Source organism: Herbaspirillum sp., assembly GCF_017744395.1.
In the GTDB taxonomy this organism is placed as follows: Bacteria; Pseudomonadota; Gammaproteobacteria; order Burkholderiales; family Burkholderiaceae_D; genus Herbaspirillum.
The window spans coordinates 1-25832 of sequence record NZ_JAGIBI010000002.1; the positions used below are offsets into that span (position 1 = coordinate 1).

The window sequence follows — 25832 nt, forward strand, 5'->3', positions numbered from 1 at the left end:
CCTGATGACTATAGCAAGTTGGTACCACCCCTTCCCATCCCGAACAGGACCGTGAAACGACTTCGCGCCGATGATAGTGCTGCAACCAGTGTGAAAGTAGGTCATCGTCAGGCTTGTTACTCCGCAGAAGCCTCTCCATCTTTGATGGGGAGGCTTTTTGCTTTACGGTTGCCGCTTTAAGCGTTGCCAGGAATTCTTAAATTACCCATCCACGGGGCCATAAAAGAGCCGTTCAGAGCATCCTGAACGGCTTTTCTTTTATGTGTATACGCTAGCCAGCACTCAATAATTGCGTTCCAGCTGCAGCTCCCACTCGAATTCCAGTTCCTTCAAACGCTTCTTCTCTTCCTTGAGCCAGTTTTTCAGGCTCTTGATATCAGTCACTCTTTTCAGATTCTCTTCGATGGCGGCAACCGAGCGTTGCGCCTCGCGAATCTGGAGCTCCAGGGATTGCAATGCAGTCCCTGGCGTCACCCGCCGGGCAGGCGAAATGCCATAGCTACGTGCGAATTGCGTTTCCTCCTGCGCAATCTCCCGGTCCAGCTCGGCGATTTGTTCCTGCAGCAATCGGTTGTACTGTTCCAGCCGTTCCGTACCGATATCGTTGAGGGCATGCTGGTCGATTTGCTGTAGCTGCATTTGCAATTCCAGCATATGCAGCAGATCCTGTTTCGCATAAGCCTGATTCAACGATTGCATCAACTCGGTCTTGTGCTGCCGGCGCTGGGGATCGGCTTCCCGGTCGGGATGCAGAGCGCTGGCCAGCTTGCGATAGATATCCCGCAAGGATTGAGTGAGTTCAGCGCGCAGTTTCTCCTGATGGCCAAGCGTGGTTGCATCAGGCCGTTTCTTGTTCTTCGCACGCGCCGCCTTACGCTCTTCCCTCGCCTGTTCCTTGGCCGCTTCGCGTGCCTGGTGCACGGCCATCTTTTCCCGGGCGCGCTTCAGCAGCGCTTCGGATGAACGCATGTCGATATCGTCCCCGAAAGACTCCCCGAACATCTGTTCCAGGTCCGCCTTCATATCGGCAACGCCGAGCGCTATTTCTTCATCGTAATCTGTCGACGCATGGCGATTGAATATGCGCTTGAGCGCATCGTCTCCACCGATATCGGGGAAATTCTCCAGCAGCCCGAGAAGCAGTTTCGACATCGTCTGCCGTTCCGAAGCGCTCAGCTTTTCATGGCTGGCATGCTCATCCAGTTTGACGATCAGCTCACGCGAGAGCCGATCCACGCGGGATTGCAACGGAACCAGTTCCTCCGCATAGGCCTTCTGGTATTGAGGAACGAGCAATGACCAGGCGGCAAGCTGTTCGCGCCGCTTGCTGATTTGCTCGATTAGCAGATTGAAGGTTTGCTGCTCTTTGGTTAGCGCCGCCCCGGAGGCGTGCCGTGATGAGAGCGAGATGCTGTTGCCGGTTGTCGCAGACATAGAGGGACATGATGCGGAGGAAGAACCTCCGCATCATGTCGCAATACCTACGTCAGGACAAGGGATCGCATAGGGGTAGGAATATTGAGTAGCGACAACGGGTATTGCTTCAGGCCGCCAGCAGATAAGCACCCACAGCCGCAATACCGACACCGCCGATGCGCACCACACGGTCAGCCATCTTCCGGCCGGCCACCACGCCCACGATCAGACCGGCCGCATGCAGAACAGCGGTTGCCAAGATGAAACCAGCGCCGTACATCGCCGCCGACGAGCCATGCGGCAACTCAGTACCATGCGCATAACCGTGGAACAGCGCGAACAGCGATACCACCAGCGTGCTGCCCCACAACGGCATGCGCACCGCGAAGGCGATCAGCAAGCCCAATACGGCGACCGATGCAGCAATGCCGGTTTCCACCGCGGGTACATTCAGGCCGCCGATCGCCAGCAGCGCGCCGACCACCATCATCAGCGGGAAAGCCAGCGGCAGCACCCACAGTGCGCGCTGCTTGTTCTGAGCGGCCCACAGGCCCACGGCCAGCATCGCCAGCAGGTGGTCGATGCCGGAGAACGGATGTTCGAAGCCGCTCATGAAGCTGGCTGAAGCGTTCATCACCGACTCCGGATGGCCGGGATGGGCCAGCGCCGAACCGGTTGCCAGCGCGGCGACAGTCAGCACGCCCAGGCGTGCGCGGTTTTTGGTCGAAAGTGCAAACATGTTTTTCTCCTTGTAGATATAGATATCCGGAATCGTTGAATGAGGCGGCGCTACGCGTCAGCTCTTCGGCTTCTCGTCCAGCAAGCCCTGCTTGCGGATGTACTCGATCACCTTTTCCACGCCGTCGCCGCTGCGCAGATTGGTGAACACGAACGGCCGCTCGCCGCGCATGCGCTTGGCGTCGGCCGCCATGATGTCGAGATTGGCGCCGACATAAGGCGCCAGGTCGGTCTTGTTGATGATCAGCAGATCCGAACGCGTGATGCCGGGGCCACCCTTGCGCGGGATCTTCTCGCCGCCGGCCACGTCGATCACGTAGATGGTCAGGTCCGACAATTCCGGGCTGAAGGTGGCCGCCAGGTTGTCGCCGCCGGACTCGACCAGGATCAGGTCGAGGTCGGGAAAGTCGGCGCTCATGCGCGCGATCGCTTCCAGGTTGATCGAAGCATCCTCCCGGATCGCCGTATGCGGACAACCGCCTGTCTCCACGCCCATCAGGCGCTCGGCCGGCAGCGCGTCGGCGCGCAGCAGGATCTCCATGTCTTCCTTGGTATAGATGTCATTGGTGATGACGGCCATGTCGTAGCTGTCGCGCATGCGCTTGCACAGCATCTCGCACAGCGCCGTCTTGCCGGAGCCGACCGGGCCGCCGATGCCTACGCGCAGCGGATTGGAAGTGGTGGAATTGCTCATGTCTGTCTCTAGTTGGTGTTGAATGTTTCAGGTTCAGGATCGGTAGATGCGGCTGTACTGCACCTCATGCTGCATCGACAGCAGCGACAGCCCGGGCGACCAGTTGGAAAGTTCGTCATCCTCCAGCGTCTGCGCCGCAGCAGCGGCACGTTCCAGTTCCGGTTGCAGCGACAGCAGCATGCGCTGGCCGGCCACCTGGCCCAGCGGCACCGTTTTCACGCAGGCCAGCACCTGGTTCTCGGCCCAGGCGAACAGCATGCCCAGCACCGCCGCTTCGCGCGGCACCTGCAATGCCACGGTGGCAAAAGCCAGCGCGGTAGGCAGCGGCACTTCGGCCTGCACCTGCAGGATCGCCAGCAGTTCCGGATCGCCCAGTTTCAGGTCCGCCCCCAGCTTGCCCAGCGAATAGCCCATCTGTATCGTCTCGGCGCGAAACTCCGACGTGTCGCGCGCGGCGACGAAGCGTTCCGTCCACAGCGCGACCGCAGCCGCATCGCGCGCGGCAAAGGCATCTACCAGGCGCGCGAAGATGGGCGCTTCAAAGCGCGCCACTACTTCATGCAACGCGTGCGCAATCCATGCGCGGGCACTGGTCTCGTTGTGCACGCGGCCATTCTCGATCGCGGCTTCCAGTCCCTGCGAATAGCTGTACGCGCCGATCGGCAACGACGGGCTGGACAATTGCAGCAGATGGAGCAGGGCGGCGGCTTGCATGGCGTTCAGGATTCCTTCGGATCGCTGGGGCGATGGATTTTCTGGCGCAGCGGAATCGGCGCCAGCGGATTGTGGTGGTGGTCGTCGCCGTGGTGATGGTGGCCGCCGCCATAGGCGCCCGCCTCCGGCTCGAACGCGGCTTGCTCTTCCGACACGCGCGCTCCCAGTCCTTCCAGCATTTCCTTGAGTACGGGATCTTTACGAATACGCAGGAATCCCACGCCGTTCAAATGGCCGATGTGTGCCTGAGTATGCCGGTTGCCCAGATGAAAAGCGCAGCGCAGCAGCAAATGCGCATCGGCAGCATCGACGCGATAGGTCGGCTCCAGCGCCGCGGTGATCTTCACCACTCGGCCATCGTCGCCGCGCAGCAGGTCGCCGTTGCGCAGCACCGTACCGCGCACGGTGAATACCGCTACGTCTTCGCCGGAAACCAGCGTGGCGCGCAGACGGCTTTTCTCGCGCTGGTCATATGGCAGCACCAGCTCGCCGTCGATCTTGTCGGTCTGTTCGACCTTGGTATTGAGTGTCAGCATAAATAATCAGAACAGGAAATAACGTTGCGCCAGCGGCAGCGACCTGGCCGGCTCGCACACCAGCAGTTCACCGTCGGCGCGCACTTCATAGGTTTCGGCATCGACTTCCATCTTCGGCGTGGCGCCGTTATGGATCATGTCGCGCTTGCGCAGATTGCGCATATCCTTCACCGCCACCACAGGCTTGTTCAGCTTCAGTTGTTCGCCGATGCCGGCATCGAAGGCGGCTTGCGAGACAAAGGTCATCGAGGTCTTCAAGCCGCCGCCGTAGGCGCCGAACATCATCCGGTAATGCACCGGCTGCGGCGTCGGGATCGAGGCGTTGGGGTCGCCCATCTGGGCCGCCGCGATCATGCCGCTCTTCAGGATCATCGAAGGCTTCACGCCGAAGAAGGCCGGCTTCCACAGCACGATGTCGGCGATCTTGCCGATCTCCAGCGAACCCACCACATGCGAGACGCCGTGGGTGATGGCCGGGTTGATGGTGTACTTGGCGATGTAGCGCTTGATGCGGAAATTGTCGTTACGCGACGAATCTTCCTTGAGCGAACCGCGCTGCACCTTCATCTTGTGCGCGGTCTGCCAGGTGCGCATGATCACCTCGCCCACGCGGCCCATCGCCTGCGAGTCGGACGACATCATCGAGATCGCGCCGATATCGTGCAGGATATCTTCGGCCGCGATCGTCTCGCGCCGGATGCGCGATTCGGCGAAGGCGATGTCTTCGGCGATGGCCGGATCGAGGTGGTGGCACACCATCAGCATGTCGAGGTGTTCGTCCAGCGTGTTGACGGTGAACGGCCGGGTCGGATTGGTGGAGGAGGGCAGCACATTGCCCTGGCCCACCGCAGCGATGATGTCGGGCGCATGTCCGCCGCCCGCGCCTTCGGTGTGGAAGGTGTGGATGGTGCGGTCCTTGAAGGCGGCCAGCGTGTGTTCCAGGAAACCGCCTTCGTTGAGCGTGTCGGTATGGATTGCCACCTGGATATCCATGCGGTCGGCCACCGTCAGGCAGTTGTCGATGGCGGCCGGGGTCGAGCCCCAGTCCTCGTGCAGCTTCAGGCCGATGGCGCCGGCGCGGATCTGTTCTTCCAGCGGCAGCGGCAGGCTGACGTTGCCCTTGCCGAGAAAGCCCAGGTTCATCGGGAAGGCATCGGCCGCCGCCAGCATCGAGTGGATGTGCCACGGCCCCGGCGTGCAGGTGGTGGCCGCGGTGCCGACCGCAGGTCCCGTGCCGCCGCCGATCATGGTAGTCACGCCGCTCATCAGCGCTTCCTCGATCTGCTGCGGGCAGATGAAGTGGATGTGGCTGTCGATACCGCCGGCGGTGACGATCATGCCTTCGCCGGCGATGATCTCGGTGGCGCCTCCGATGGCCATCGTCACGCCCGGCTGTATGTCCGGGTTGCCGGCCTTGCCGATGCCGGCGATCTTGCCCGACTTGATGCCGATGTCTGCCTTGACGATGCCCCAGTGGTCGACGATCAGCGCATTGGTGATCACGGTATCCATCACGTCGGCATGCGCGCGCTGCGACTGGCCCATGCCGTCGCGGATCACCTTGCCGCCGCCGAACTTCACTTCCTCGCCGTAGATCGTGTAGTCCTTTTCCACTTCCAGGAACAGTTCGGTATCGGCCAGGCGCACGCGGTCGCCGGTGGTGGGGCCGAACATCTCGGCATAGGCCGAACGGGAAATCTTGCTCATCGTCTTACCCTTTCCGTTGCTTGAGGCCGCCCATCACCAGCGCGTTGAATCCGTAGACGCGGCGGTCTCCCGCCAGCGCCACCAGTTCCACCGTGCGCTGCTGGCCCGGCTCGAAACGCACGGCGGTGCCGGCCGCGATATTGAGGCGCATGCCATAACCCGCCTGGCGGTCGAACAGCAGCGCCGGGTTGGTTTCATAGAAGTGGAAGTGCGAACCGACCTGGATCGGCCGGTCGCCGCTGTTGGCCACGGTGACGGTCGCGGTGGCGCGGCCGGTGTTGAGTTCGATGTCGCCGGGTTCGACCAGCATTTCGCCTGGAATCATGGCGCTCTCCTCAGGGAATCGGATGGTGGACGGTGACCAGCTTGCTGCCGTCCGGGAAGGTGGCTTCGACCTGGATGTCGGGGATCATCTCCGGCACGCCTTCCATCACGTCGGCGCGCGTCAGGATGGTGGTGCCCTCGGACATCAGTTCGGCCACGGTCTTGCCGTCGCGCGCGCCTTCCATGATGGCGGCGGTGATCAGCGCCACCGCTTCCGGGTAATTGAGCTTCAGTCCGCGTGCCTTGCGGCGTTCCGCCAGCAGTGCGGCGGTAAAGATCAGCAGCTTGTCTTTCTCTCTTGGCGTCAGTTCCATGTCGTCTCCTGCGAATGCAAAGGTGTCAGGTATTCCAGATGCGCGGGATCGCGGCTTCATGCTTCGCCACGGCCGGCCGCAGCACCTGCCAGGCCGCATGCAGCCATTGCCTTGCCGCCTGGCTGGATTGGCCCAGGTAGCGCGCCACCAGCACCTGCTTCATCAGCGTGGCGCCGCTGCGGCCTTCCGGTTTCAATGCGTCGATGCGCTCGCGCAGCGTGGCCAGCAAGGCGCTGTCCATGCCGTCGCCGACCGCGATCAGCGTGGCGCAGACGGTATTGCCGTCCAGCGCCAGCGGGCCGCGCATGGCCTCGGCCTGCAGCTTGCCTTGTTCGAACCACAGTAGCTTGCCGCCGCGGCGTATGGCGGTGCGCTGGCCGACGGCGCCGCTGTTGAAGCTTTCGCCCGAAGCGGTGCGGCCGAAGCACAGGATTTCCGCGCCGAGGTAGGCGGCGTCGGCGGCCAGCTCGACCGTGTGTTCCATGCGCACATCGGCGGCGTCGAAGAAGATGGTTTCCTGCGGCAGCCATTCCAGCGTGGCGCCGGCCCCGGCCTTGAGGTTAATGGTCTGGCGCGAAACGGAGCCATTGGCGCGATACCACTTGCCCGCGCCCGGCGTGGTCAGCAATGCATGCGCACCGCTCTCGACCTCGGCATCGATGGCCAGTTGGTCGCCGCCGACAATGCCGCCGGGCGGGTGCACGATGATGGCGTGGCAGATGGACGGATGTTCCGGATACAGCGGCTTTTGCACGCGCAGCGGGCCGAAGTGCTGGCGCCGCACCAGGCGCGTGGTGCCGGCATCGTCGGCGAATCCCAGCGACAGGCGGGCGTGATCCGGCGCATGCCGCTGCTCCACGCGTGGAGCGGGGGCGGCACTGGCAGGATCGGGATGGCCGGGGATTCGTTTCATACTTTGTTCTTGTCTGGTGGGCGCCGCGCATGCATCGGCGCTACGGTCGCCAGACTTTAGCAGAGCCGCCGCCAACGCGCATGGCGAATCACGTCACACCGCCAGGTGCTTCTTGACGTTGTCGTCGTCCATTTGATCTTGCGTGCCGGCCGCCACCACTTCGCCGCGCGACATCACGGCGAAGGTATCGGCCAGCTCGCGCGCGAATTCGAAATATTGCTCGCACAGCAAGATGCCGATGTCGCCGCGCTGGCGCAGCAGGCTGATGACGCGGCCGATGTCCTTGATGATCGAGGGCTGAATGCCTTCGGTCGGCTCGTCCAGGATGATCAGCTTGGGTTCGGCCAGCAAGGCGCGCGCGATCGCCAGTTGCTGCTGCTGGCCGCCGGAGAGGTCGCCGCCGCGCCGGTGCAGCATTTCCTTCAATACCGGGAACAGCTCGTAGACCTCGCCCTTGATCATCGACGCCTTGCGGCCGGACTTGGTGGCCATGCCCATCAGCATGTTTTCTTCTACCGTCAGGCGCGCGAAGATCTCACGTCCCTGCGGAACGTAGGCGATGCCCAGCTTGGCGCGCTGGTGCGGTTTCAATTTCGTGATGTCGTGGCTTTCGAACATGACGTTGCCCGCCGCTACCGGCAGCACGCCCATCAGGCACTTCAGCAGCGTGGTCTTGCCCACGCCGTTGCGGCCCAGCAGCGACAGGCACTTGCCCTTTTCGACGTTGAGCGATACCCCGCGCAGCGTATGCGCGGCACCGTAGTACTGGTTGAGTTGGTTGACTTGCAGCATCTCTTATCGCCCCCGCCTTAACGTCCCAAGTAGACTTCGATCACGCGTTCGTTGGATTGCACCTGCTGCATGTTGCCCTCGGCCAGCACCGAACCCTCGTGCAGCACGGTGACCTTGCCGCCTTGCGCGATCTCTTCGACGAAGCCCATGTCGTGTTCCACCACCATGATCGAATGCTTGCCGCGCAACTCATTCAACAGTTCGGCGGTGCGCGCGGTCTCGGCGTCGGACATGCCGGCCACCGGCTCGTCCAGCAGCAGCAATTGCGGTTCCTGCATCAGCAGCATGCCGATTTCCAGCCACTGCTTCTGGCCGTGCGAGAGCAGGCCGGCCAGGCGGTGTTCCTGGCCGTTCAGGCGGATCAGTTTCAGGATTTCCTCGATCTTGCCGATCTGTTCCGAATTCAGGCGCGCGAACAGCGTGGTCTTGACGCGCTTGTCCATCTTCATCGCCAGTTCCAGGTTCTCGAACACGGTGTGCTGCTCGAACACGGTAGGGCGCTGGAACTTGCGGCCGATGCCGGCGTGCGCGATTTCATATTCCGTCATCCGCGTCAGGTCGATGGTCTGGCCGAAGAAGGCGGTGCCGGCGGTGGGGCGGGTCTTGCCGGTGATGACGTCCATCATGGTGGTCTTGCCGGCGCCGTTGGGGCCGATGATGCAGCGCAGTTCGCCCACCGAAATATCCAGGTTCAGGTTGTTGATGGCGCGAAAGCCGTCGAACACCACCGAGATGTTTTCCAGGTAGAGGATGGCGCCGTGGATGGTGTCAAGGCCTTCGGGCTTGATCCGTTCATAGGAGGTGCCGTGGTCGGCATGCGGTGTATCGACGTTGCCGCCCAGGCCGCCGATGCCATGGGTACCATTGATGCCGCCTGCTTCGATTGCGCTCATGCCGCCTCCTTGGATGCCGCTTCGCCCGCGGGCGGCGCATCGCGTTTCTTCAGTTTCTGCGCCAGCCCCAGGATGCCCTGCGGCAGGAACAGCGTGACCAGGATGAAGATCAGGCCCAGCGCGTACAGCCACAGGTCGGGGAAGGCCGCGGTGAACCAGCTCTTCAGGCCATTGACGGTGAAGGCGCCGATGATCGGCCCCAAGAGCGTGCCGCGCCCGCCCACCGCCGCCCAGATCACCATCTCGATCGAGTTGGCCGGCGACATTTCGGACGGGTTGATGATACCCACCTGCGGCACGTACAGCGCGCCGGCGACGCCGCAGATCACGGCCGACAGTGTCCACACGAACAGCTTGAACCACAGCGGGTTGTAGCCGATGAACATCAGGCGCGATTCGGAATCGCGCACGCCCTGCAGCACCCGGCCCAGCTTGGAGGTGACGATCAGGCGGCACAGCAGCAGCGCGCCCAGCAGCAGCGCCAGCGTCGCCAGGTACAGCGCCGCCTTGGTGCCGGGCGCGGTGATGGTGAAGCCGAGGATGCGCTTGAAGTCGGTGAAGCCGTTGTTGCCGCCGAAGCCGGTATCGTTGCGGAAGAACAGCAGCATGAAGGCGAAGGTCATCGCCTGCGTGATGATCGAGAAGTACACGCCCTTGATGCGCGAACGGAAGGCGAAGTAGCCGAACACGAACGCCAGCAAGCCCGGCACCAGCACCACCAGCAGCATGGCGAACCAGAAATGCTCGGTCATCCACCAGTACCACGGGTAGGCCTTCCAGTTCAGGAACACCATGAAGTCCGGCAGGTCGCTCTGGTACACGCCGTCATGGCCGATGGCGCGCATCAGGTACATGCCGTGCGCATAGCCGCCCAGCGCGAAGAACACGCCGTGGCCCAGCGACAGGATGCCGGTATAGCCCCACACCAGGTCCAGCGCCAGCGCCGCCATGGCGTAGCACATGAACTTGCCGACCAACGCGATGGTGTAGGACGACACATGCAACGCGCTGCCCTCGGGGAAGGCCAGGTTGCAGACCGGCAGCAGCGCGAGGACGATGGCGCACACCACGATGCCGGTCCAGGCCGGCTTCGAAAATAAAGAGGACGGCGTCATTCCACGCTCCTTCCCTTGAGTGCGAAGAGGCCTTGCGGACGCTTCTGGATGAAGACGATGATGAACACCAGGATGGCGATCTTGGCCAGCACCGCGCCGGCCATCGGCTCCAGGAATTTGTTGACTTCACCCAGGCCGAAGGCGGCGATCACGGTGCCGGCCAGTTGGCCCACGCCGCCCAGCACCACCACCATGAAGGAGTCGACGATATAGCCCTGGCCCAGGTCGGGGCCGACATTGCCCAGCTGCGACAGCGCCACGCCGCCGAGGCCGGCGATGCCGCAGCCCAGGCCGAAGGTCATCATGTCGATCTTGCCGGTCGATACGCCCACGCAGTCGGCCATGCGGCGGTTCTGCGTCACGGCGCGCACGAACAGGCCGAGGCGGGTCTTGTTCAGGATCAGCCACACCGCGAACACCACGAACAGCGCGAAGAACACGATCACGATGCGGTTGTAGGACAGCACCAGCGAACCCAGCACGGTAACGCCGCCCGACATCCAGGCCGGGTTGGCGACCTCGACGTTCTGGGCGCCGAAGATGGAGCGCACGCCCTGCATCAGCATCAGGCTGATGCCCCAGGTGCACAGCAGGGTTTCCAGCGGACGGCCGTAGAGCCAGCGGATCACCAGGCGCTCCAGCGCGATGCCGACCGCGCCGGCGACGATGAAGGCCGCCGGCAGCGCCACTACCAGGTAGGCGTCGATGGCGCCAGGGAAGTACTTGCGGAACACCAGTTGGCATACGTAAGTGGTGTAGGCGCCGATCATCAGCAGTTCGCCGTGCGCCATGTTGATGATGCCCATCAGGCCGAAGGTGATCGCCAGGCCCAGCGCCGCCAGCAGCAGCACGCTGCCCAGCGAGACGCCATAGAACAGCTTGCCGGCGAAGTCGACGATGGACAGGTGGCGCTCCAGCGCCGTCAGCGTGCGCACCGCTTCCACCCGCACGCCTTCGTCGGGTTCGGCGTAGCTGCCGTCGGCATTCTTCGCCAGCATCTGTTCCAGCACGGGTTTGAGCGCGGCATTGGTGGTGCCGGCCAGGGTCTTGACCGCGGCGCGGCGCGCGGCCGGGTCGGCGGCGTGCAGGTTGGCGGTGGCCTGCACCTGCTGCAGGATGTCCTTGACCTGCGGATCGGTTTCTTTGGCCAGCGCCTTGCCGACCAGCGGCAATTGCGACGGGTCGGCATTCTTCAGCAAATCGGCGGCGGCGGCCAGGCGGGTATCGCGTTCCGAAGACAGCAGCTTCAAGCCGGACATCGCACCCGCAATCGCGCCGCGCAGGCGGTTGTTGACGGTGATACCCTCGGCATCGTCGGGTGCCGGGCCGCTCTGGCCGGTGGCCGGGTTGAAGGCCTGGCCTTCATCGTCGACGATCAGCACATCGCCGGCCGGCGTGACATACAGCGCATCGCTGTTCAAGGCATTGAGGACCTTGACCGCATCGTCGCTGGCGAGCGCGGCGATCCGATTGACGGCTTCGATGCGCGCGTCGGGATCGTCTCCGCCAAGCGGTTTGAGCAGCGCCGGGTCGATGGCTGCATGGGCGGCCAGGGCCTGCGCGCAGAGCCAGAGCGCAAGCAGGGCGCGTAAGAACGGGAAGGCTGGTTTCATGTGGTGTGCGCCCTGGTGCGGCTGGCGACTTTGCGTGATGGCGTTGGCGCGCCTTCACTACGCTGCGTAGCGAAGGCGCTCCGGCAGGCGCTCTGAAGAGCGCTCGGGCAATTACATCTTCTGCTTGTCTTCGTTACCCGGGATGTACGGGCTCCACGGCTGCGCGCGGATGGTGGTCTTGGTCTTGTTGACCACGTTGAACTGGCCGTCGGCCTTGATCTCGCCGATCATCACCGGCTTGTGCAGGTGGTGGTTGGTCTTGTCCATTTCCAGTTCATAGCCGGACGGCGCCTTGAACTTCTGGCCGCCCATGGCCGCGATCACCTTGTCGGTGTCGGTCGACTTGGCCTTTTCCACCGCCTGCTTCCACATGTAGATGCCGACGTAGGTCGCTTCCATCGGGTCGTTGGTCACGACGGTATCGGCATTGGGCAGGTTCTTGGCCTTGGCATAGGCTTTCCACTTCTTGATGAAGGCGGCGTTGACCGGGTTCTTCACCGATTCGAAGTAGTTCCAGGCCGCCAGGTGGCCGACCAGCGGCTTGGTGTCCACGCCGCGCAGTTCCTCTTCGCCCACCGAGAACGCCACCACCGGCACGTCGGTCGCCTTCAGGCCGGCGTTGCCCAGTTCCTTGTAGAAAGGCACGTTGGAGTCGCCGTTGATGGTGGAGATCACCGCGGTCTTGCCGCCGGCCGCGAACTTCTTGATGTTGGCGACGATGGTCTGGTAATCGGAGTGGCCGAACGGGGTGTAGACCTCGTCGATGTCGGAATCCTTCACGCCCTTGCTGTGCAGGAAGGCGCGCAGGATCTTGTTGGTGGTGCGCGGGTAGACGTAGTCGGTGCCCAGCAGCACGAAGCGTTTGGCGCCGCCGCCTTCTTTCGACATCAGGTATTCGGTGGCGGGGATGGCTTGCTGGTTCGGCGCGGCGCCGGTGTAGAACACGTTCTTCTCCAGCTCTTCGCCTTCATATTGCACCGGGTAGAACAGCAGGCTGTTCAATTCCTTGAACACCGGCAGCACCGACTTGCGCGACACCGACGTCCAGCAGCCGAACACCACCGAAACCTTGTCCTGCGAGATCAGCTGGCGCGCCTTTTCGGCGAACAGCGGCCAGTTGGAGGCGGGGTCGACCACCACCGGTTCCAGTTTCTTGCCGTTGACGCCGCCGGCGGCGTTGATCTCGTCGATGGTCATCAGCGCCACATCTTTCAGCGATGTTTCCGAGATCGCCATGGTGCCGGAGAGGGAGTGCAGGATGCCGACCTTGATGGTGTCCGCGGCGAAGGCGGACGGAAGCCAGGACGATGCGGCCAGTGCGAATGCGCCAAGCGCGGTTGCTTTCAGTACGGTACGACGTGACATGGTTGCTCCCTCAGAGAATAGGGTTGGATGAGTTTTTCTGACTGCTCTGCCGCTTTAGCAGAATGCGTGCCAATGATGGGAAGCGCGCGGACGGATGCATCAAAGCGGGGAGCGGAAGCGGCGGGGGAGGGAGAAATGCGCTGTCAGTGCGCATGAATTTCCGCACCAAACATGGGATTTCTTGCCGGCGGGACAAGCATTTCAGCGCCGTTTTCACCAAGCTGGCACTATGGCGTGCGCAAAATTGGGGCGCGTCGTGGATCGGTATGGCGCGCGGCAATCGTCGCGCCATACCGGCATCGCGGGAAGGACAGGATCAGCGCAGCAAGACGCGCTGCATGAACTGGCGGATCGGGAATTCGATCATGCCCTGGACCATGGCCGGCAACTCCAGCGGCCGCATGATCATCTTGATCGTGGCGTCCGGCTTGAGGTTGCGGCGGACCGTGCGGTTCATGCGTGAGGTCAATTCCCGCAGGCGTACCGGGTCGGACGCAAGGTCGGGGCGATGCGCCCGCACCACGTGGCGGATGGCGCAGTCGGCGTCTTCATTCTTCAGTTCCAGCGTACGCCGGCCGAGCGTGCCGAGTACCTGCGGGCGGCCGATGTTTTCCGCGCTGCGGTAGCGCCGGAAATAGCGGTAGAAGTGCTTGTAATGGTTTACCTCATCAGCGGCGATGAGGCCCGCCAGTTGTTTCAATACCGGCTCATCGGCGGCGCGCGCCAGCGCGCGGTAATAAGTGGCGGTGCCGGTCTCGACCACGCAACGGGCGGCCAGCTCCTGGGCGCGCGTGGGCTCCAGCAGCTCCACCTTGCAGTATTGCGCGTACTCATCAAGGAAGCTCTTGTAGGCGCGTTCCCATTCGAACTCCGGCCATACGTATTCGACATAGGCGCGCAGGGCGGCGCCGTGCTGCAGCTCTTCCCGTTCCCATTGTTCGCGCAGCCAGTTCTCGACCTCGTCGTCGCCGCGGTAATACTCGACCAGGTTCCGGGTATAGAGATCGGAGCCGCTTTCGATGAAGGACGCGCAGGCCACGAGGTAGAACAGATCCTCATCCGCGCGCGCACGCGCCGTGTCGATGCGCGCGAAATCGATGTCTTCGATGCCCCAGTGCTTTTTCCCTTCGCGGCGTACTGTCATGTGCTTTTCCTTGGCATGGTTGGCATGAAGGTATGATGCAGCACGTTATTTTTGGTTCAGGGGAGGGCCGTTGCCTTGCATTTCTTTGCATGGCGCCAATGAGCCCGGGCTCGCAGCAGATCCGATGCCGGCATTGCCCGCCGGAAACCTATGGAGTGAAAAACATGTCAGCACATACCGCGATGGTTACCTGGGCGCGCCGCGGCCAGGCCTTCACCGACAACCGATACAGCCGCGCCCACGAATGGCGCTTCGATGGCGGCGCGGTCGTGCCGGCCTCCTCGTCGCCGCATGTGGTGCCGCTGCCGATGTCGGAGGCGGCCAACGTCGATCCCGAGGAAGCCCTGGCCGCGGCCGCATCGAGTTGCCACATGCTGTTCTTCCTGTCGCTGGCGGCGCGCCGCGGCTGGGTGGTGGAGAGTTACGCCGACCAGGCCGAGGCGCACATGGGCAAGGATGGCGAAGGGCGCGAGGCCATCACGCGCATCGTGCTGCGCCCGGATATCCGCTTCGCCGGCGCCGTGCCGCCGCAGCAAGAGATCGATGCCGTGCACCACCAGGCGCATGCGCTGTGCTTCATCGCCAATTCGCTCAAATCCGAGATCGTGGTGGAGCCGCCGTCCGCCTGAACCGTGCCATACGCATAAGCCTGCCGGAGCAGGCGGCCGGGGCTCTTGCCTGAAGGAAAATGGCCGAGGATTTATAATGGAGGGCCTCGCTTCACGGGCCGCTTGGGCGGCCGCCTACCGAATTCCTCATGCATAACCAAGATACCTCGCTCTCGACGGGCAAATTCCCCCCATGGCTGGTCGTGCTGGCCGGGCTGACCGCCATGGGCGCGCTGGCCATCGACATGTACTTGCCCAGCTTCACCGCCATCGCGAAGGACCTCGGCGTCGGCACCAACCTGGTCCAGCTCACGCTGTCGACCTTCCTGGTCGGGCTGGCGGTCGGCCAGATGTTTTACGGCCCGCTGTCCGACCGTTTCGGCCGCAAGCCGCCGCTGTTCTTCGGCATCACGCTGTATTTCCTCTGTTCGCTGCTGTGCGTCTTCGCGCAGAACATCGAGACGCTGATCGTGGTGCGCTTCTTCCAAGGCCTGGGCGGCAGCGCCGGCATGGTGATCCCGCGCGCGATGGTGCGCGACCGCATGGGCGCCGAAGGCTCGGCCAAGGCGTTCTCGATGCTGATGCTGGTGTTCGGCCTGGCGCCGATCCTGGCGCCCTTCATCGGCGGCCTGATGCTGGTGTTCGCCAGCTGGCGCGGCATCTTCGTGGTGCTGACCGTGTTCGGCCTGCTGTGCCTGATCGGCACCCGCAAATACCTGACCGAGACCGTCAACGTGCAACAGGCCGAGCCGCTGCACCTGGGCCGCACGCTGCGCCAGTACTGGGGTTTGCTGCGCCACAAGCAGTTCATGGCCTATGTGCTGTGCGGCGGCCTGGTGCAGGCCGGGATGTTCGCCTACATCGCCGGCGGCCCGTTCGTCATCATCGAGCTGCACGGCATCAAGCCGCAGTATTTCGGCTTCGTCTTCGCCTCCAACGCCATCGGCCTGATCGCCGCTTCGCAGGTCAATGCGCGCCTGGTGATGAAGCGCTCGGCCGAGCGCGTGCTGGGCCGTGTGCTGTGGATGCCGGCCGGCTTGTCGCTTTTCGTGGCGCTGATGGTGGCGGCCGGCCAGGAAAGCCTGCCGCTGTTGCTGATCGGTTTCTTCGGTTTCCTCACCTCCTACGGTTTCACCGGCCCCAACGCCACGGCCATCGCCTTGAAGCACCAAGGCCGCCAGGCCGGCACGGCGGCGGCATTGATGGGCACGCTGCAGTTCGGCATGGGGGTGCTGTCGGGCGTGGTGATGAGCTTCTGGCATGACGGCACGGCCTTGCCGCTGACCGTGGTGATGGCCGTTTGCGGCGTGTCGGCGTTCCTGCTGTATCACCTGGTCGCCAAGCATGAAGCCGCGGTTGCGGCGCCGGCCTGACCTCCCCACTTTCCTGTTTCCGCGATGCTTTACGCCATTTCCAGTTTCCTCCTGTGGGGGCTGTTCCCGCTGTACTTCAAGATGCTCAAGGAGATTCCCTCCTTGGATATCGTCGTCCATCGCCTGTTCTGGTCGTTCATCTTCCTGACGGTGGTGCTGGTATGGCGTCGCCAGTGGGCGTGGCTGAAGCAAGCCGCGCAGCAGCCGCGCGTGCTGCTCGGTTTCCTGTTCTCGGCGCTGCTGCTGTCGGGCAACTGGGTCCTGTATGTCTGGGCGGTCAACGCCGGCCGCATCGTCGACACCAGCCTGGGCTATTTCATGAGCCCGCTGGTGAGCGTGGTGCTGGGCTACCTGATCCTGAAAGAGCGCATGCGGCCGCTGCAATGGCTGGCCGTGATCCTGGCGCTGGGCGCGGTGCTGTGGCTGACCATCGCCAACGGCAGCCTGCCCTGGATCGGCCTGATCATCGCCGTCACTTTCGGGCTCTATGGCCTGCTGCGCAAGACCGCGCAACTGGGCGCGCTGGAAGGCCTGTCGCTGGAGACCCTGATGCTGCTGCCGCTGGTGCTGGCGGTGCTTGGCATCGATACCTGGCGCGGCAGCAACAGCTTCGTCGGCGCTTCGGCGGGGGCGCAGCTATTGCTGGTGCTGTCGGGGCCGGTGACGGTGGTGCCGCTGTTGCTGTTCGCCCAGGCGGCGCGCCGCATCCCGCTGTCGCTGCTGGGTTTGCTGCAATACATTTCGCCCACCATCCAGTTGCTGACCGGCGTACTGCTGTACGGCGAGTCCTTCGCGGGCGACCGCGCCATCGGTTTTAGCGTGATCTGGCTGGCGCTCGCGGTATACTCTGCGGAAGGCTTGTGGCGTCTCTGGCGCACACGCGGGCAACCTGCCTGACAGCTCCATCATTTCTTTCATTTGGCATCCTAAACATGGCTCAATACGTATTCACAATGAACCGCGTCGGCAAGATCGTGCCGCCGAAGCGGCAGATCCTGAAGGACATCTCGTTGTCCTTCTTCCCCGGCGCCAAGATCGGCGTGCTGGGCTTGAACGGTTCGGGCAAGTCGACCCTGCTGAAGATCATGGCCGGCATCGACAAGGAGATCGAAGGCGAAGCGATCCCGATGCCCAACCTCAACATCGGCTACCTGCCGCAGGAACCGCAGCTGGATGCCGACAAGACCGTGCGCCAGGAAGTGGAAAGCGCGCTGGGCGAAGTGTTCGAGGCACAGGCCAAGCTGGACGCCGTCTACGCCGCCTACGCCGAAGAGGATGCCGACTTCGACGCGCTGGCCACCGAGCAGGCGCGCCTGGAGGCGATCATCGCCGCCGCCGACGGCAACAGCCTGAACCAGCAGCTGGAAATGGCCGCCGACGCGCTGCGCCTGCCGCCGTGGGACGCCAGGATCGGCGTGCTGTCGGGCGGCGAGAAGCGCCGCGTGGCGCTGTGCAAATTGCTGCTGTCCAAGCCCGACATGCTGCTGCTGGACGAACCGACCAACCACCTGGACGCCGAATCGGTGGACTGGCTGGAGCAGTTCCTGCAACGCTTCCCCGGCACCGTGGTGGCGATCACCCACGACCGCTACTTCCTCGACAACGCCGCCGAGTGGATCCTGGAACTGGACCGCGGCCACGGCATTCCCTGGAAGGGCAACTATTCGTCCTGGCTGGAGCAGAAGGAAGCCCGCCTGAAGCAGGAAGAGGCCAGCGAATCGGCGCGCCAGAAGACCATCGCCAAGGAACTGGAATGGGTACGGCAGAACCCGAAGGGCCGCCAGGCCAAGAGCAAGGCGCGCCTGGCCCGCTTCAACGAGCTGTCCGAACACGAATACCAGAAGCGCAACGAGACCCAGGAAATCTTCATTCCCGTGGCCGAGCGCCTGGGCAATGAAGTGATCGAGTTCAAGAACGTCAGCAAGGGCTACGGCGACCGCCTGCTGATCGACAACCTGAACTTCAAGATTCCGGCCGGCGCCATCGTCGGCATCATCGGCCCCAACGGCGCCGGCAAGTCGACCCTGTTCCGCATGCTGGCAGGCCGCGAGCAGCCCGACAGCGGCGAACTGGTGCTGGGCCCGACCGTGAAGATTTCGCTGGTGGACCAGTCGCGCGAAGACCTGGAGAACAAGAAGACGGTGTTCGAGGATGTGGCCGGCGGCGCCGATATCCTGACCGTGGGGCGGTTCGAGATGCCGTCGCGGGCTTACCTGGGACGCTTCAACTTCAAGGGCGGCGACCAGCAGAAGATCGTCGGCAACCTGTCCGGCGGCGAGCGCGGCCGCCTGCACCTGGCCAAGACGCTGCTGCAGGGCGGCAACGTGTTGCTGCTGGACGAACCGTCCAACGACCTTGACGTGGAAACCTTGCGTGCCCTGGAAGATGCTCTGCTGGAGTTTGCGGGCACCGTGCTGGTGATTTCCCACGATCGCTGGTTCCTGGATCGTATCGCTACCCACATCATCGCGTTTGAGGGCGATTCGCAGGTCAGCTTCTTTGATGGCAACTATCAGGAGTATGAAGCTGACAAGAAGAAGCGGTTGGGCGAGGAGGCTGCCAAGCCCAAGCGGATTCGCTATAAGCCTGTTACCCGCTGATCTTGTTTTGTTTTAATGAAGACGCCGCTGATGTTTAGCGGCGTTTTTGTTTTTGGGTAGTCTGGTTTTGCTGCGTGCAGATGTACTGGCTTTATGCTTTTCTTTCTTCGGTCGACGGGGAGCGCCGGGGGCGGCCCGGCAGCCGCTCACTTTCTTTGCTTCGCCAAAGAAAGTAAGCAAAGAAAGGCGACCGCTACTGCCCAGCCCCTTCGGGGTTCCCGCTGGAATGAGGAGAAAAATGGGAAAGACCGCAAGTCGCTGCGCTCCGGCGTCCTTTCTGATCCATTTTTCACCTCATTCCAGCGGCTGGTCAGAAGCGGACTTCGTGTCCGGCTCGCCTTCGGCCTTGCGGTGCTTGCTGCTCGCCTGCGGCATCGATGTGGTGGCTCGCTATCTTGCTTTCTCCGTCGTCCTGACGAAAGTCAGGACCCAGTGTCGTTCATCGCACGCTCCCTAATCTGAATAGCCATAGCGACGCATGATGTCAGCGCTGCATCCGATGGTATGGCCGGCGCCGGCAAGATTTCCTCTACAAAGGTAGAATTTCGCCCTCGCGCCCACAAGGCGCATGACGAGAAGGGGCCGCCGCCACATCAGGCGTGTATGAGCCCCCTGCCCGTTGTCCGCGCAACCCGCGATCATTCTTAAAACTAAACCCAAACGCGCCTCCCGTGTCCGCAGGGCCGGGGCAGTATTCACTCATCCGGATTCAACCATGCTTGCAACCATTACCCGCCTGTTCCCAGTGTGGGCGCTGCTGCTTTCCGCGGCAGCTTATTTCACTCCGCCGACCTTCACCCCGATCGGCAAATACGTCACCCAGTTGCTGACGCTGATCATGCTGACCATGGGCGTGACGCTGACGGTCGACGACTTCAAGCGTATCGTCAGGCGCCCGGCTCCGGTGGCCGCGGGCATCGTCCTGCATTACCTGGTCATGCCGCTGGCGGCCTGGGTCATCGCCAAGGCGCTGCGCATGCCGCCCGACCTTACCGCCGGCATGGTGCTGGTAGGCAGCGTCGCGTCCGGTACCGCGTCCAACGTGATGATCTATCTCTCGCGCGGCGATGTCGCGCTGTCGGTGACCATTTCCACGCTGTCGGCGCTGGTGTCGGTGTTCGCCACGCCGATGCTGACCGAGCTGTATGTGGATGCGTCGATCCACTTCGATGCGCATGCGATGCTGATGTCCATCGTGCAGATCGTGGTGGTGCCCATCGTGGTCGGCCTGGTGGCCAACATCTTCGCCGGCGGCTTCATCCGCCGCATCGAACCCTATCTCTCGCTGGTGTCGATGGTGGCGATCCTGCTGATCATCGCCGCCGTGGTGGCGGGCAGCCAGGCCAGCATCGCTTCGGTCGGGCTGGTGGTGCTGGTGGGCGTGATCCTGCATAACGGCCTGGGTTTGCTGGGCGGTTACTGGGGCGGCCGCCTGCTGGGCTTCGACGAAGCCATCTGCCGCACGCTGGCCATCGAGGTCGGCATGCAGAACTCGGGCCTGGCGGCGGCGCTGGGCAAGCTGTACTTCACGCCGGTGGCGGCGTTGCCGGGGGCCTTGTTCTCGGTCTGGCACAACCTGTCGGGGTCGCTGCTGGCAGGCTACTGGCGCGGACGCCCTCCGCGCGATTGAGGCATTTGCCATCCCTTGCAAAAACGGAGCTTCGGCTCCGTTTTTGTTTCCTTGGGAGAAATCTTTTTTCGATCCAGTTCGAAATTTCCAACATCTTCCCGCAGGGCGTATTCTTGCTGTTACTCAGCAGCTACCTTTCTTGCTTTTTCTGATCGGCCGCCTGCCATTGCCAATGCCTGGCGATGCAGCCGGCGGGGTTTGGGAGATGTGCATGTCCTGTGTTTTTCTTTTCATCAAGCGTGCCGCATTGGTTGCATTGGCCTGCCTGCTGTCGTTGCCGGGCCTGGCCGCGGCGCAGGACGACGGGCGGGGCAGGACGGTGCTGATCGGCTTTTCCGGGGCCTTGAGCGGCGCCTCGGAGACCTTCGGCAAGAGCATGGCCAACGCCGCTGAAATGGCGCTGGGGGAAATCAACCGCCAGCAGCCCAGGATCGGCGGCCAGCGCGTCTTTTTCCGCTTGCTGCGCCAGGACGACCGCAACGATCCCGAGACCGCGGCGGCGGTCGCCAGGCAATTGCTGCGGGCCGGCGTGGTGGCGGTGATCGGCACGACCAGTTCCACTACCGCGCAAGCCGTCGCCAGGATTTATTCCGATGCCGGCGTGCCGATGCTGACGCCGGCGGCGAGCGCGGCGTCCTTGAGCGAGCAGGGCAACGGCGGTTTTTTTCGCCTGGTCGGACGGGATGACGAGGCGGCCGCCAACCTGATCGAATACATGGCGCATAACATGAACATCCGCCGCATCGGGGTGGCGGATAACGGCTCCGTGTTCGGCATCGGCCTGGCGGGCGGCGTTGTCGAGCAGGCGCGCCGGATGGGCGTGAAGGTGGTGGCGCGCGAGAGCATCGGCTATACCAGCGACCTGCGGCAGATGGTGCGCAGCATGAAACAGCAGGGGGCCGAGGCGCTGTTCTTCGGCGGTTACAGCGCCCAGGCGGTGCTGTTGGCCCAGACCATCCAGCAGGAAGGCGGCGGCTTGCGATTGCTGCTGGCATCCAACGGCGCGGCCGGCGCCACTTACCTGATCGCCGCGCGCCTGGCATCCAACGGCGTGGTGGCGATCGAATCCGGCCTGCCGCCCCAGGAGCGGCCGGGCTGGCGGCGTTTCGAGGAAGAGTACCAGCAGCGCTTCGGCCTCGACATCTACGGCACGACGCCATTCGCCTACGACGCGGCGCAGGTGCTGGTGGCGGCCATGCGCCAGGCCAACAGCACCAATCCGCGCACGCTGATCGGGACGCTGCGCAAGATCGTCTTCAAGGGGCTCATGGGCGTGGTGGCGTTCGAGCCGGATGGCGAGTTGCGTTTCCCGGTCTTCACGGTCTACGAGGGGCAGGAACAGCGCTGGACGGCGTTGAAGACATACGAAGGCTACCATCCGGCGGTCGCCAATAGCGGCCCCGGAAAGTCCTACAATGCTAGCGCCGGGCAAGCCGGCCCCTGAACCTTGGACAGGTTCCGGACCACGCCATGGAGAGGAAGAGCATGAAGAAAAGGGATTTCCTGCGCACCGCCGCCGCGTCGGCACTGGCTGCATCGGCCGCCGCGCCGTCGATGGCCGCAAGCGGCAAGCCGGCGCCGTCCGGCCCGGTGTTGCTGACGGTCACCGGCGAGATCGCCGCGCCCAACCGCGGCCCCATCGATCCGGCGTTGGACCAGATGATGCACAAGCAGAAGCTGGAGTTCGACAAGGCCCGCACCTTCGACTTCGCCGAGCTGGCGGCGCTGCCCGCGGTCGCCATCCGGCCCACGCTGGAATACGACGGCCAGCGCCATGCGCTGCGCGGTCCGCTGCTGGCCGATGTGATGCGCGCGGCCGGCGCCGATCCGGATGCGCAGGGCTATGTCCTGCGCGCCATCGACGGCTATGCGGTGATGGTGTCGCGCGAGGATGCGCTGAAGTACCGCTTCATCGTCGCCACCCATCTGGACGGCAAGCCGATGCCGCTGGGCGGGTTGGGGCCGCTGTGGGCGGTGTACGAGGCCGATCGCTTCCCCGAGATGGCCGCGCGCCCGGTGACGGAGCGCTTCGGCCTGTGCCCCTGGGGCATCTATCACATCGCCGTGCGCAAGAAAGCCTAGGTGCCTGTTCAGACGTCGATGGCGCTGCCCGACTTCATGCGCTTGCGCAATTCGAACTTCTGGATCTTGCCGGTGGAGGTCTTGGGCAGCGGGCCGAAGTAGATCGCCTTGGGCGCCTTGAAGCCGGCCAGGTGGCCCTTGCAGAAATCGATCAGGGTTTGCGCATCTACCTGCGCGCCCTCTTTCAGCTCGACGAAGGCGCACGGCGTCTCGCCCCACTTCTCGTCCGGCTGCGCCACCACCGCCGCGGCCAGCACCGCCGGATGGCGGTACAGCACATCCTCCACCTCGACGCTGGAAATGTTCTCGCCGCCGGAGATGATGATGTCCTTGCTGCGGTCCTTGATCTTGATGTAGCCGTCGGCGTTGAGCACACCGAGGTCGCCGGTATGGAACCAGCCGCCGGCGAAGGCTTCCTGCGTGGCGCGGTCGTTCTTCAGGTAGCCCTTCATGCAGATGTTGCCGCGGAACATGATCTCGCCGATTTCCTCGCCGTCGGCCCGCACCGGCTGCATGGTGTCGGGCGAGAGCACGGTCACGCCCGACTGCAGGTGGTAGCGCACGCCCTGGCGCGACTTCAGCACCGCGCGTTCATCCACCGTCTTTTCGCTCCACTCGTCCTGTTCCGCGCATACCGCCGCCGGACCGTAGACTTCGGTCAGGCCGTACACGTGCGCCAGGTCGAACCGCATCGCTTCCATCTTTGCCAGCACCGCGGCCGGCGGCGGCGCGCCCGCCACCATGCCGCGCACCGGGCCGCGGATGCCGTCGCGCCATTGCTCGGGGGCGTTGGCCAGCGCGGCATGCACGATGGGCGCGGCGCAGTAGTGGCTGATGCCGTGCTCGCGGATCAGGTCGAACACCAGCTTCGGCTCGAACTTGCGCAGGCACACGTTCACGCCCGCGCGCGCGGCCACCGTCCACGGGAAGCACCAGCCGTTGCAGTGGAACATGGGCAGCGTCCACAGGTAGACCGGGTGCTTGGGCATGTCCCATTCGAGGATGTTGGAAACCGCATTGATGGCCGCGCCGCGATGGTGGTAGACCACGCCCTTGGGATCGCCGGTGGTGCCCGAAGTGTAGTTCAGCGCGATCGCATCCCATTCGTCGGCCGGCAATTGCCAGGCGAAGTTTTCATCGCCTTTGGCCAGCAGGGCCTCGTATTCGTAGTCGCCGAAAGGCTCTTCGGCAGCCGGCCCCAGTTCGTCATGGACTTCCACGATCTTCAGCGCCGGCAACTGCGCCTTGAGCTGGCGCGCCAGCGCGGCGAATTCGCTGTCGATCAGCAAAAGCTTCGCTTCGCCATGGCGCAGCATGAAGGCGATCGATTCGGCATCGAGCCGGATGTTGAGCGCGTTCAATACCGCGCCCGCCATCGGCACGCCGAAGTGCGCTTCCACCATGGCCGGGGTGTTGGGCAGCATCGCTGCCACCGTGTCGTTCTTGCCCACGCCGAGCTGCCGCAGGGCGCTGGCCATGCGGCGCGTGCGGCGGTAGGTCTGGTCCCAGTCCTGGCGCAGCTTGCCATGCACGATCGCCAGGCGCTTGCCGTACACCTCGGCGGCGCGCGCGATGAAATCGATGGGGGTGAGTGCCGCGTAGTTGGCGGCGTTGCGGCCGAGGCCGGTGTCGAAATCTGCCATGGTGCTGTCTCCTGATGATGCGTTTGCATTGTTCGTCTGCCTGCGGCCATCTCTTGTCATGGATGTGCGGCTGCTGGCGGGAAGGGTAGCACTGATGGAGTTTGCGCTTTGTCATCAGGGCGACAGGGCGCCCGTGCGACAATCGGGGCATATCGACAGGCAACGGCATCAGGCATGGAGCAACAATTATCGCAGCACGACTGGTTCTGCGCGCTGTCCGCTGAACATCGCCAGCTGGCGGCGGCGAGCGCCCAGCTGGCGCGCTTTCCCGCGGACTCGTTTATCGCCCGGCGCGGCGAGGCTTCCGGGCATTGGATCGGCGTGCAGGAGGGCTTGATCAAGCTCGCCGTCTACAGCGTCGACGGGCGCAGCAGCACGCTGTCGGGTGTGCCCGAAGGCGGCTGGTGCGGCGAGGGCAGCGTGATCAAGCGCGAGCCGCGTCGCTATGACGTGATCGCGCTGCGCACCTCGCACATCATGCTGGTGCCGGCCGATACCTTCCACCGCCTGATGGCCGAAAGCCTCCCGTTCAACTCCTTCGTGATCCGCCAACTGAACGAACGCATGGGGCAGTTCATCGCCACCGTGCAGAACGAGCGCCTGCTCGGCGTCGACGCGCGCGTGGCCCAGGCCATCGCCCAGTTGTTCCATCCGATGCTGTATCCGCGCACCTCGCCGGTGCTGGAACTGTCTCAGGAAGAGATCGGCCTGCTGACCGGCTTGTCGCGCCAGCGTGTCAACCAGGCCATGCGAAAACTGGCCGGGCTGGGGCTGGTGGAGATTTCCTACCAGAGCATCCGCGTGGTCGACCTCGACGGCTTGCGCGCGTTCGGCATGGCTTCGCTGTGAGTCGTATCATGGTCGCCGCGATGACAGTCTGCGGCCTGCCGCTGGCTTAACATCCATTACCGATACCGAGTTCACTACCCTATGGCCATCGTCACCCACCATGCCTTGCTGCTGCGCGAACTGCGTTTCGCCGCGCCTGCGCGCGTGAAAGTGTGGAAGGGCGCGGCCACGCTCAAAAGCGGCGGCGTGGCGATCGGGCTGCGCGAAGGGGAGAGTTTCACGGTGCCGCCTTTCGTGCGTTTTTCCTGCTTCGCGCATCCGCGCCTGGCGCCGGGGCAGGCGCGCCCCGCGGTATGGTCGCTGGCGCTGGAGGCGCACGCCGGCCCCGAGATGGAACGCGCCGCTGATGCCAGCAAGCCGTGGACCCGCAAGCTGGCCGCCGCCATCTTCGGCGAACCGGCCGCCGATTGGCGCGCCGCACGGGTAGCCGACATGTGGCAAGTCACGCCGGCCCGCCTGCGCGCCTTGCTGTTCGCCGAAGGCGAATCATTGCGCGCGCTGGTGCGCGAGCAGCGCGTGGCCAGGGCGCTGGCGCAACTGGCGCGTATCGACGGTTCCGGTGGCGGTTTCGCCGACGCGGGGTTCGCTTCGGCCGCCGCCATGGCGCAGGCTTGCCAGGATGTCATCGGCTTGCCGCCGGAGATCGCGCAGCGCGCCATCGCGCTGCTGAGTCCGGCGCCGTTGCGGCAACCGGCCGCCGAACGCCACGGCGCCGCCTTGCGCCATCCGCGCTACCGCCCCTATTTCTGATCCGGCCGCGGCGGTCGCC

Annotated in this window: 25 protein-coding genes and 1 rRNA gene; 10 read left to right on the plus strand and 16 right to left on the minus strand. The window is 63.9% G+C overall.

Annotation, left to right across the window (positions count from 1 at the left end):
• Positions 1-113 (plus strand): 5S ribosomal RNA (gene rrf, locus J7548_RS05810).
• A gap of 169 nt (positions 114-282) precedes the next feature.
• Here rrf and J7548_RS05815 read toward each other — a convergent pair.
• The 15 genes from J7548_RS05815 to J7548_RS05885 form a co-directional block, all read right to left on the minus strand.
• Complete coding sequence (locus tag J7548_RS05815; RefSeq protein ID WP_290971664.1) at positions 283-1434, minus strand: molecular chaperone DnaJ; 1152 nt, start codon at positions 1432-1434, stop codon at positions 283-285.
• A gap of 109 nt (positions 1435-1543) precedes the next feature.
• The gene (locus J7548_RS05820; protein WP_290971666.1) at positions 1544-2155 is read right to left on the minus strand and encodes a HupE/UreJ family protein; all 612 of its coding nucleotides are present in this window, start codon (positions 2153-2155) and stop codon (positions 1544-1546) included.
• A 57-nt stretch (positions 2156-2212) separates the two neighbouring features.
• Entirely contained in the window at positions 2213-2848 is a 636-nt protein-coding gene (ureG, locus tag J7548_RS05825; protein WP_290971667.1) for an urease accessory protein UreG, read from the minus strand.
• A 33-nt stretch (positions 2849-2881) separates the two neighbouring features.
• Complete coding sequence (locus J7548_RS05830; RefSeq protein ID WP_290971668.1) at positions 2882-3562, minus strand: urease accessory UreF family protein; 681 nt, start codon at positions 3560-3562, stop codon at positions 2882-2884.
• A gap of 5 nt (positions 3563-3567) precedes the next feature.
• Positions 3568-4098, minus strand: coding sequence for an urease accessory protein UreE (ureE, locus tag J7548_RS05835; protein WP_290971670.1), 531 nt, complete (start codon positions 4096-4098; stop codon positions 3568-3570).
• A 6-nt stretch (positions 4099-4104) separates the two neighbouring features.
• Complete coding sequence (gene ureC, locus J7548_RS05840) at positions 4105-5805, minus strand: urease subunit alpha (protein ID WP_290971672.1); 1701 nt, start codon at positions 5803-5805, stop codon at positions 4105-4107.
• A gap of 4 nt (positions 5806-5809) precedes the next feature.
• Positions 5810-6130 carry an urease subunit beta gene (locus J7548_RS05845; protein WP_290971673.1) on the minus strand — a complete coding sequence of 107 codons (321 nt, stop codon included), beginning with the start codon at positions 6128-6130 and terminating at the stop codon, positions 5810-5812.
• 10 nt (positions 6131-6140) lie between these two features.
• A complete protein-coding gene (locus J7548_RS05850) occupies positions 6141-6443 on the minus strand; it encodes an urease subunit gamma (RefSeq protein WP_290971676.1) in 303 nt (100 codons plus the stop codon).
• 25 nt (positions 6444-6468) lie between these two features.
• Entirely contained in the window at positions 6469-7356 is an 888-nt protein-coding gene (locus J7548_RS05855) for an urease accessory protein UreD (protein WP_290971678.1), read from the minus strand.
• Positions 7357-7449: 93 nt separating this feature from the next.
• Positions 7450-8148: an urea ABC transporter ATP-binding subunit UrtE gene (urtE, locus tag J7548_RS05860; protein WP_290971681.1), complete on the minus strand. Its 699-nt coding sequence runs from the start codon at positions 8146-8148 to the stop codon at positions 7450-7452.
• Between the two features lie 17 nt (positions 8149-8165).
• Positions 8166-9041 carry an urea ABC transporter ATP-binding protein UrtD gene (gene urtD / locus J7548_RS05865; RefSeq protein WP_290971683.1) on the minus strand — a complete coding sequence of 292 codons (876 nt, stop codon included), beginning with the start codon at positions 9039-9041 and terminating at the stop codon, positions 8166-8168.
• On the minus strand, positions 9038-10156 hold the full coding sequence (gene urtC / locus J7548_RS05870) for an urea ABC transporter permease subunit UrtC (protein WP_290971686.1): 1119 nt from the start codon (positions 10154-10156) through the stop codon (positions 9038-9040). Before urtC ends, urtD begins: the two co-directional genes overlap by 4 nt.
• Positions 10153-11769 carry an urea ABC transporter permease subunit UrtB gene (gene urtB / locus J7548_RS05875; RefSeq protein WP_290971689.1) on the minus strand — a complete coding sequence of 539 codons (1617 nt, stop codon included), beginning with the start codon at positions 11767-11769 and terminating at the stop codon, positions 10153-10155. The genes urtC and urtB overlap by 4 nt, the downstream gene beginning before the upstream one ends.
• Positions 11770-11880: 111 nt before the next feature.
• Positions 11881-13134 (minus strand): urea ABC transporter substrate-binding protein, encoded by a 1254-nt coding sequence (gene urtA, locus J7548_RS05880; RefSeq protein ID WP_290971691.1) that lies wholly within the window; start codon positions 13132-13134, stop codon positions 11881-11883.
• 316 nt (positions 13135-13450) lie between these two features.
• Complete coding sequence (locus J7548_RS05885; RefSeq protein ID WP_290971694.1) at positions 13451-14278, minus strand: ferritin-like domain-containing protein; 828 nt, start codon at positions 14276-14278, stop codon at positions 13451-13453.
• Between the two features lie 164 nt (positions 14279-14442).
• Between J7548_RS05885 and J7548_RS05890 the strand changes: the two genes are divergently transcribed.
• From J7548_RS05890 to J7548_RS05920, 7 genes are all read left to right on the plus strand, one after another.
• Positions 14443-14907: an OsmC family protein gene (locus tag J7548_RS05890; RefSeq protein WP_290971697.1), complete on the plus strand. Its 465-nt coding sequence runs from the start codon at positions 14443-14445 to the stop codon at positions 14905-14907.
• Between the two features lie 128 nt (positions 14908-15035).
• Entirely contained in the window at positions 15036-16259 is a 1224-nt protein-coding gene (locus J7548_RS05895; RefSeq protein ID WP_290971700.1) for a Bcr/CflA family multidrug efflux MFS transporter, read from the plus strand.
• Between the two features lie 24 nt (positions 16260-16283).
• The gene (gene rarD, locus J7548_RS05900) at positions 16284-17156 is read left to right on the plus strand and encodes an EamA family transporter RarD (RefSeq protein WP_290971702.1); all 873 of its coding nucleotides are present in this window, start codon (positions 16284-16286) and stop codon (positions 17154-17156) included.
• A 35-nt stretch (positions 17157-17191) separates the two neighbouring features.
• Positions 17192-18859, plus strand: coding sequence for an energy-dependent translational throttle protein EttA (gene ettA, locus J7548_RS05905; RefSeq protein WP_290971704.1), 1668 nt, complete (start codon positions 17192-17194; stop codon positions 18857-18859).
• A gap of 715 nt (positions 18860-19574) precedes the next feature.
• Positions 19575-20489, plus strand: a complete 915-nt coding sequence (locus J7548_RS05910; RefSeq protein WP_290971706.1) for a bile acid:sodium symporter family protein — start codon at positions 19575-19577, stop codon at positions 20487-20489.
• Positions 20490-20700: 211 nt separating this feature from the next.
• Complete coding sequence (locus J7548_RS05915) at positions 20701-21933, plus strand: branched-chain amino acid ABC transporter substrate-binding protein (RefSeq protein WP_290971707.1); 1233 nt, start codon at positions 20701-20703, stop codon at positions 21931-21933.
• A 41-nt stretch (positions 21934-21974) separates the two neighbouring features.
• Positions 21975-22571 (plus strand): molybdopterin-dependent oxidoreductase, encoded by a 597-nt coding sequence (locus J7548_RS05920; protein WP_290971710.1) that lies wholly within the window; start codon positions 21975-21977, stop codon positions 22569-22571.
• 8 nt (positions 22572-22579) lie between these two features.
• Here J7548_RS05920 and J7548_RS05925 read toward each other — a convergent pair whose 3' ends face one another.
• Positions 22580-24214: an acyl-CoA synthetase gene (locus J7548_RS05925; RefSeq protein WP_290971712.1), complete on the minus strand. Its 1635-nt coding sequence runs from the start codon at positions 24212-24214 to the stop codon at positions 22580-22582.
• A 174-nt stretch (positions 24215-24388) separates the two neighbouring features.
• On the opposite strand from J7548_RS05925, the gene J7548_RS05930 reads away from it, so the two are divergent.
• Both J7548_RS05930 and J7548_RS05935 read left to right on the plus strand, forming a co-directional pair.
• A complete protein-coding gene (locus J7548_RS05930) occupies positions 24389-25063 on the plus strand; it encodes a Crp/Fnr family transcriptional regulator (RefSeq protein WP_290971714.1) in 675 nt (224 codons plus the stop codon).
• A gap of 81 nt (positions 25064-25144) precedes the next feature.
• The gene (locus tag J7548_RS05935; protein ID WP_290971715.1) at positions 25145-25813 is read left to right on the plus strand and encodes a hypothetical protein; all 669 of its coding nucleotides are present in this window, start codon (positions 25145-25147) and stop codon (positions 25811-25813) included.
• Positions 25814-25832 lie beyond the last annotated feature (19 nt).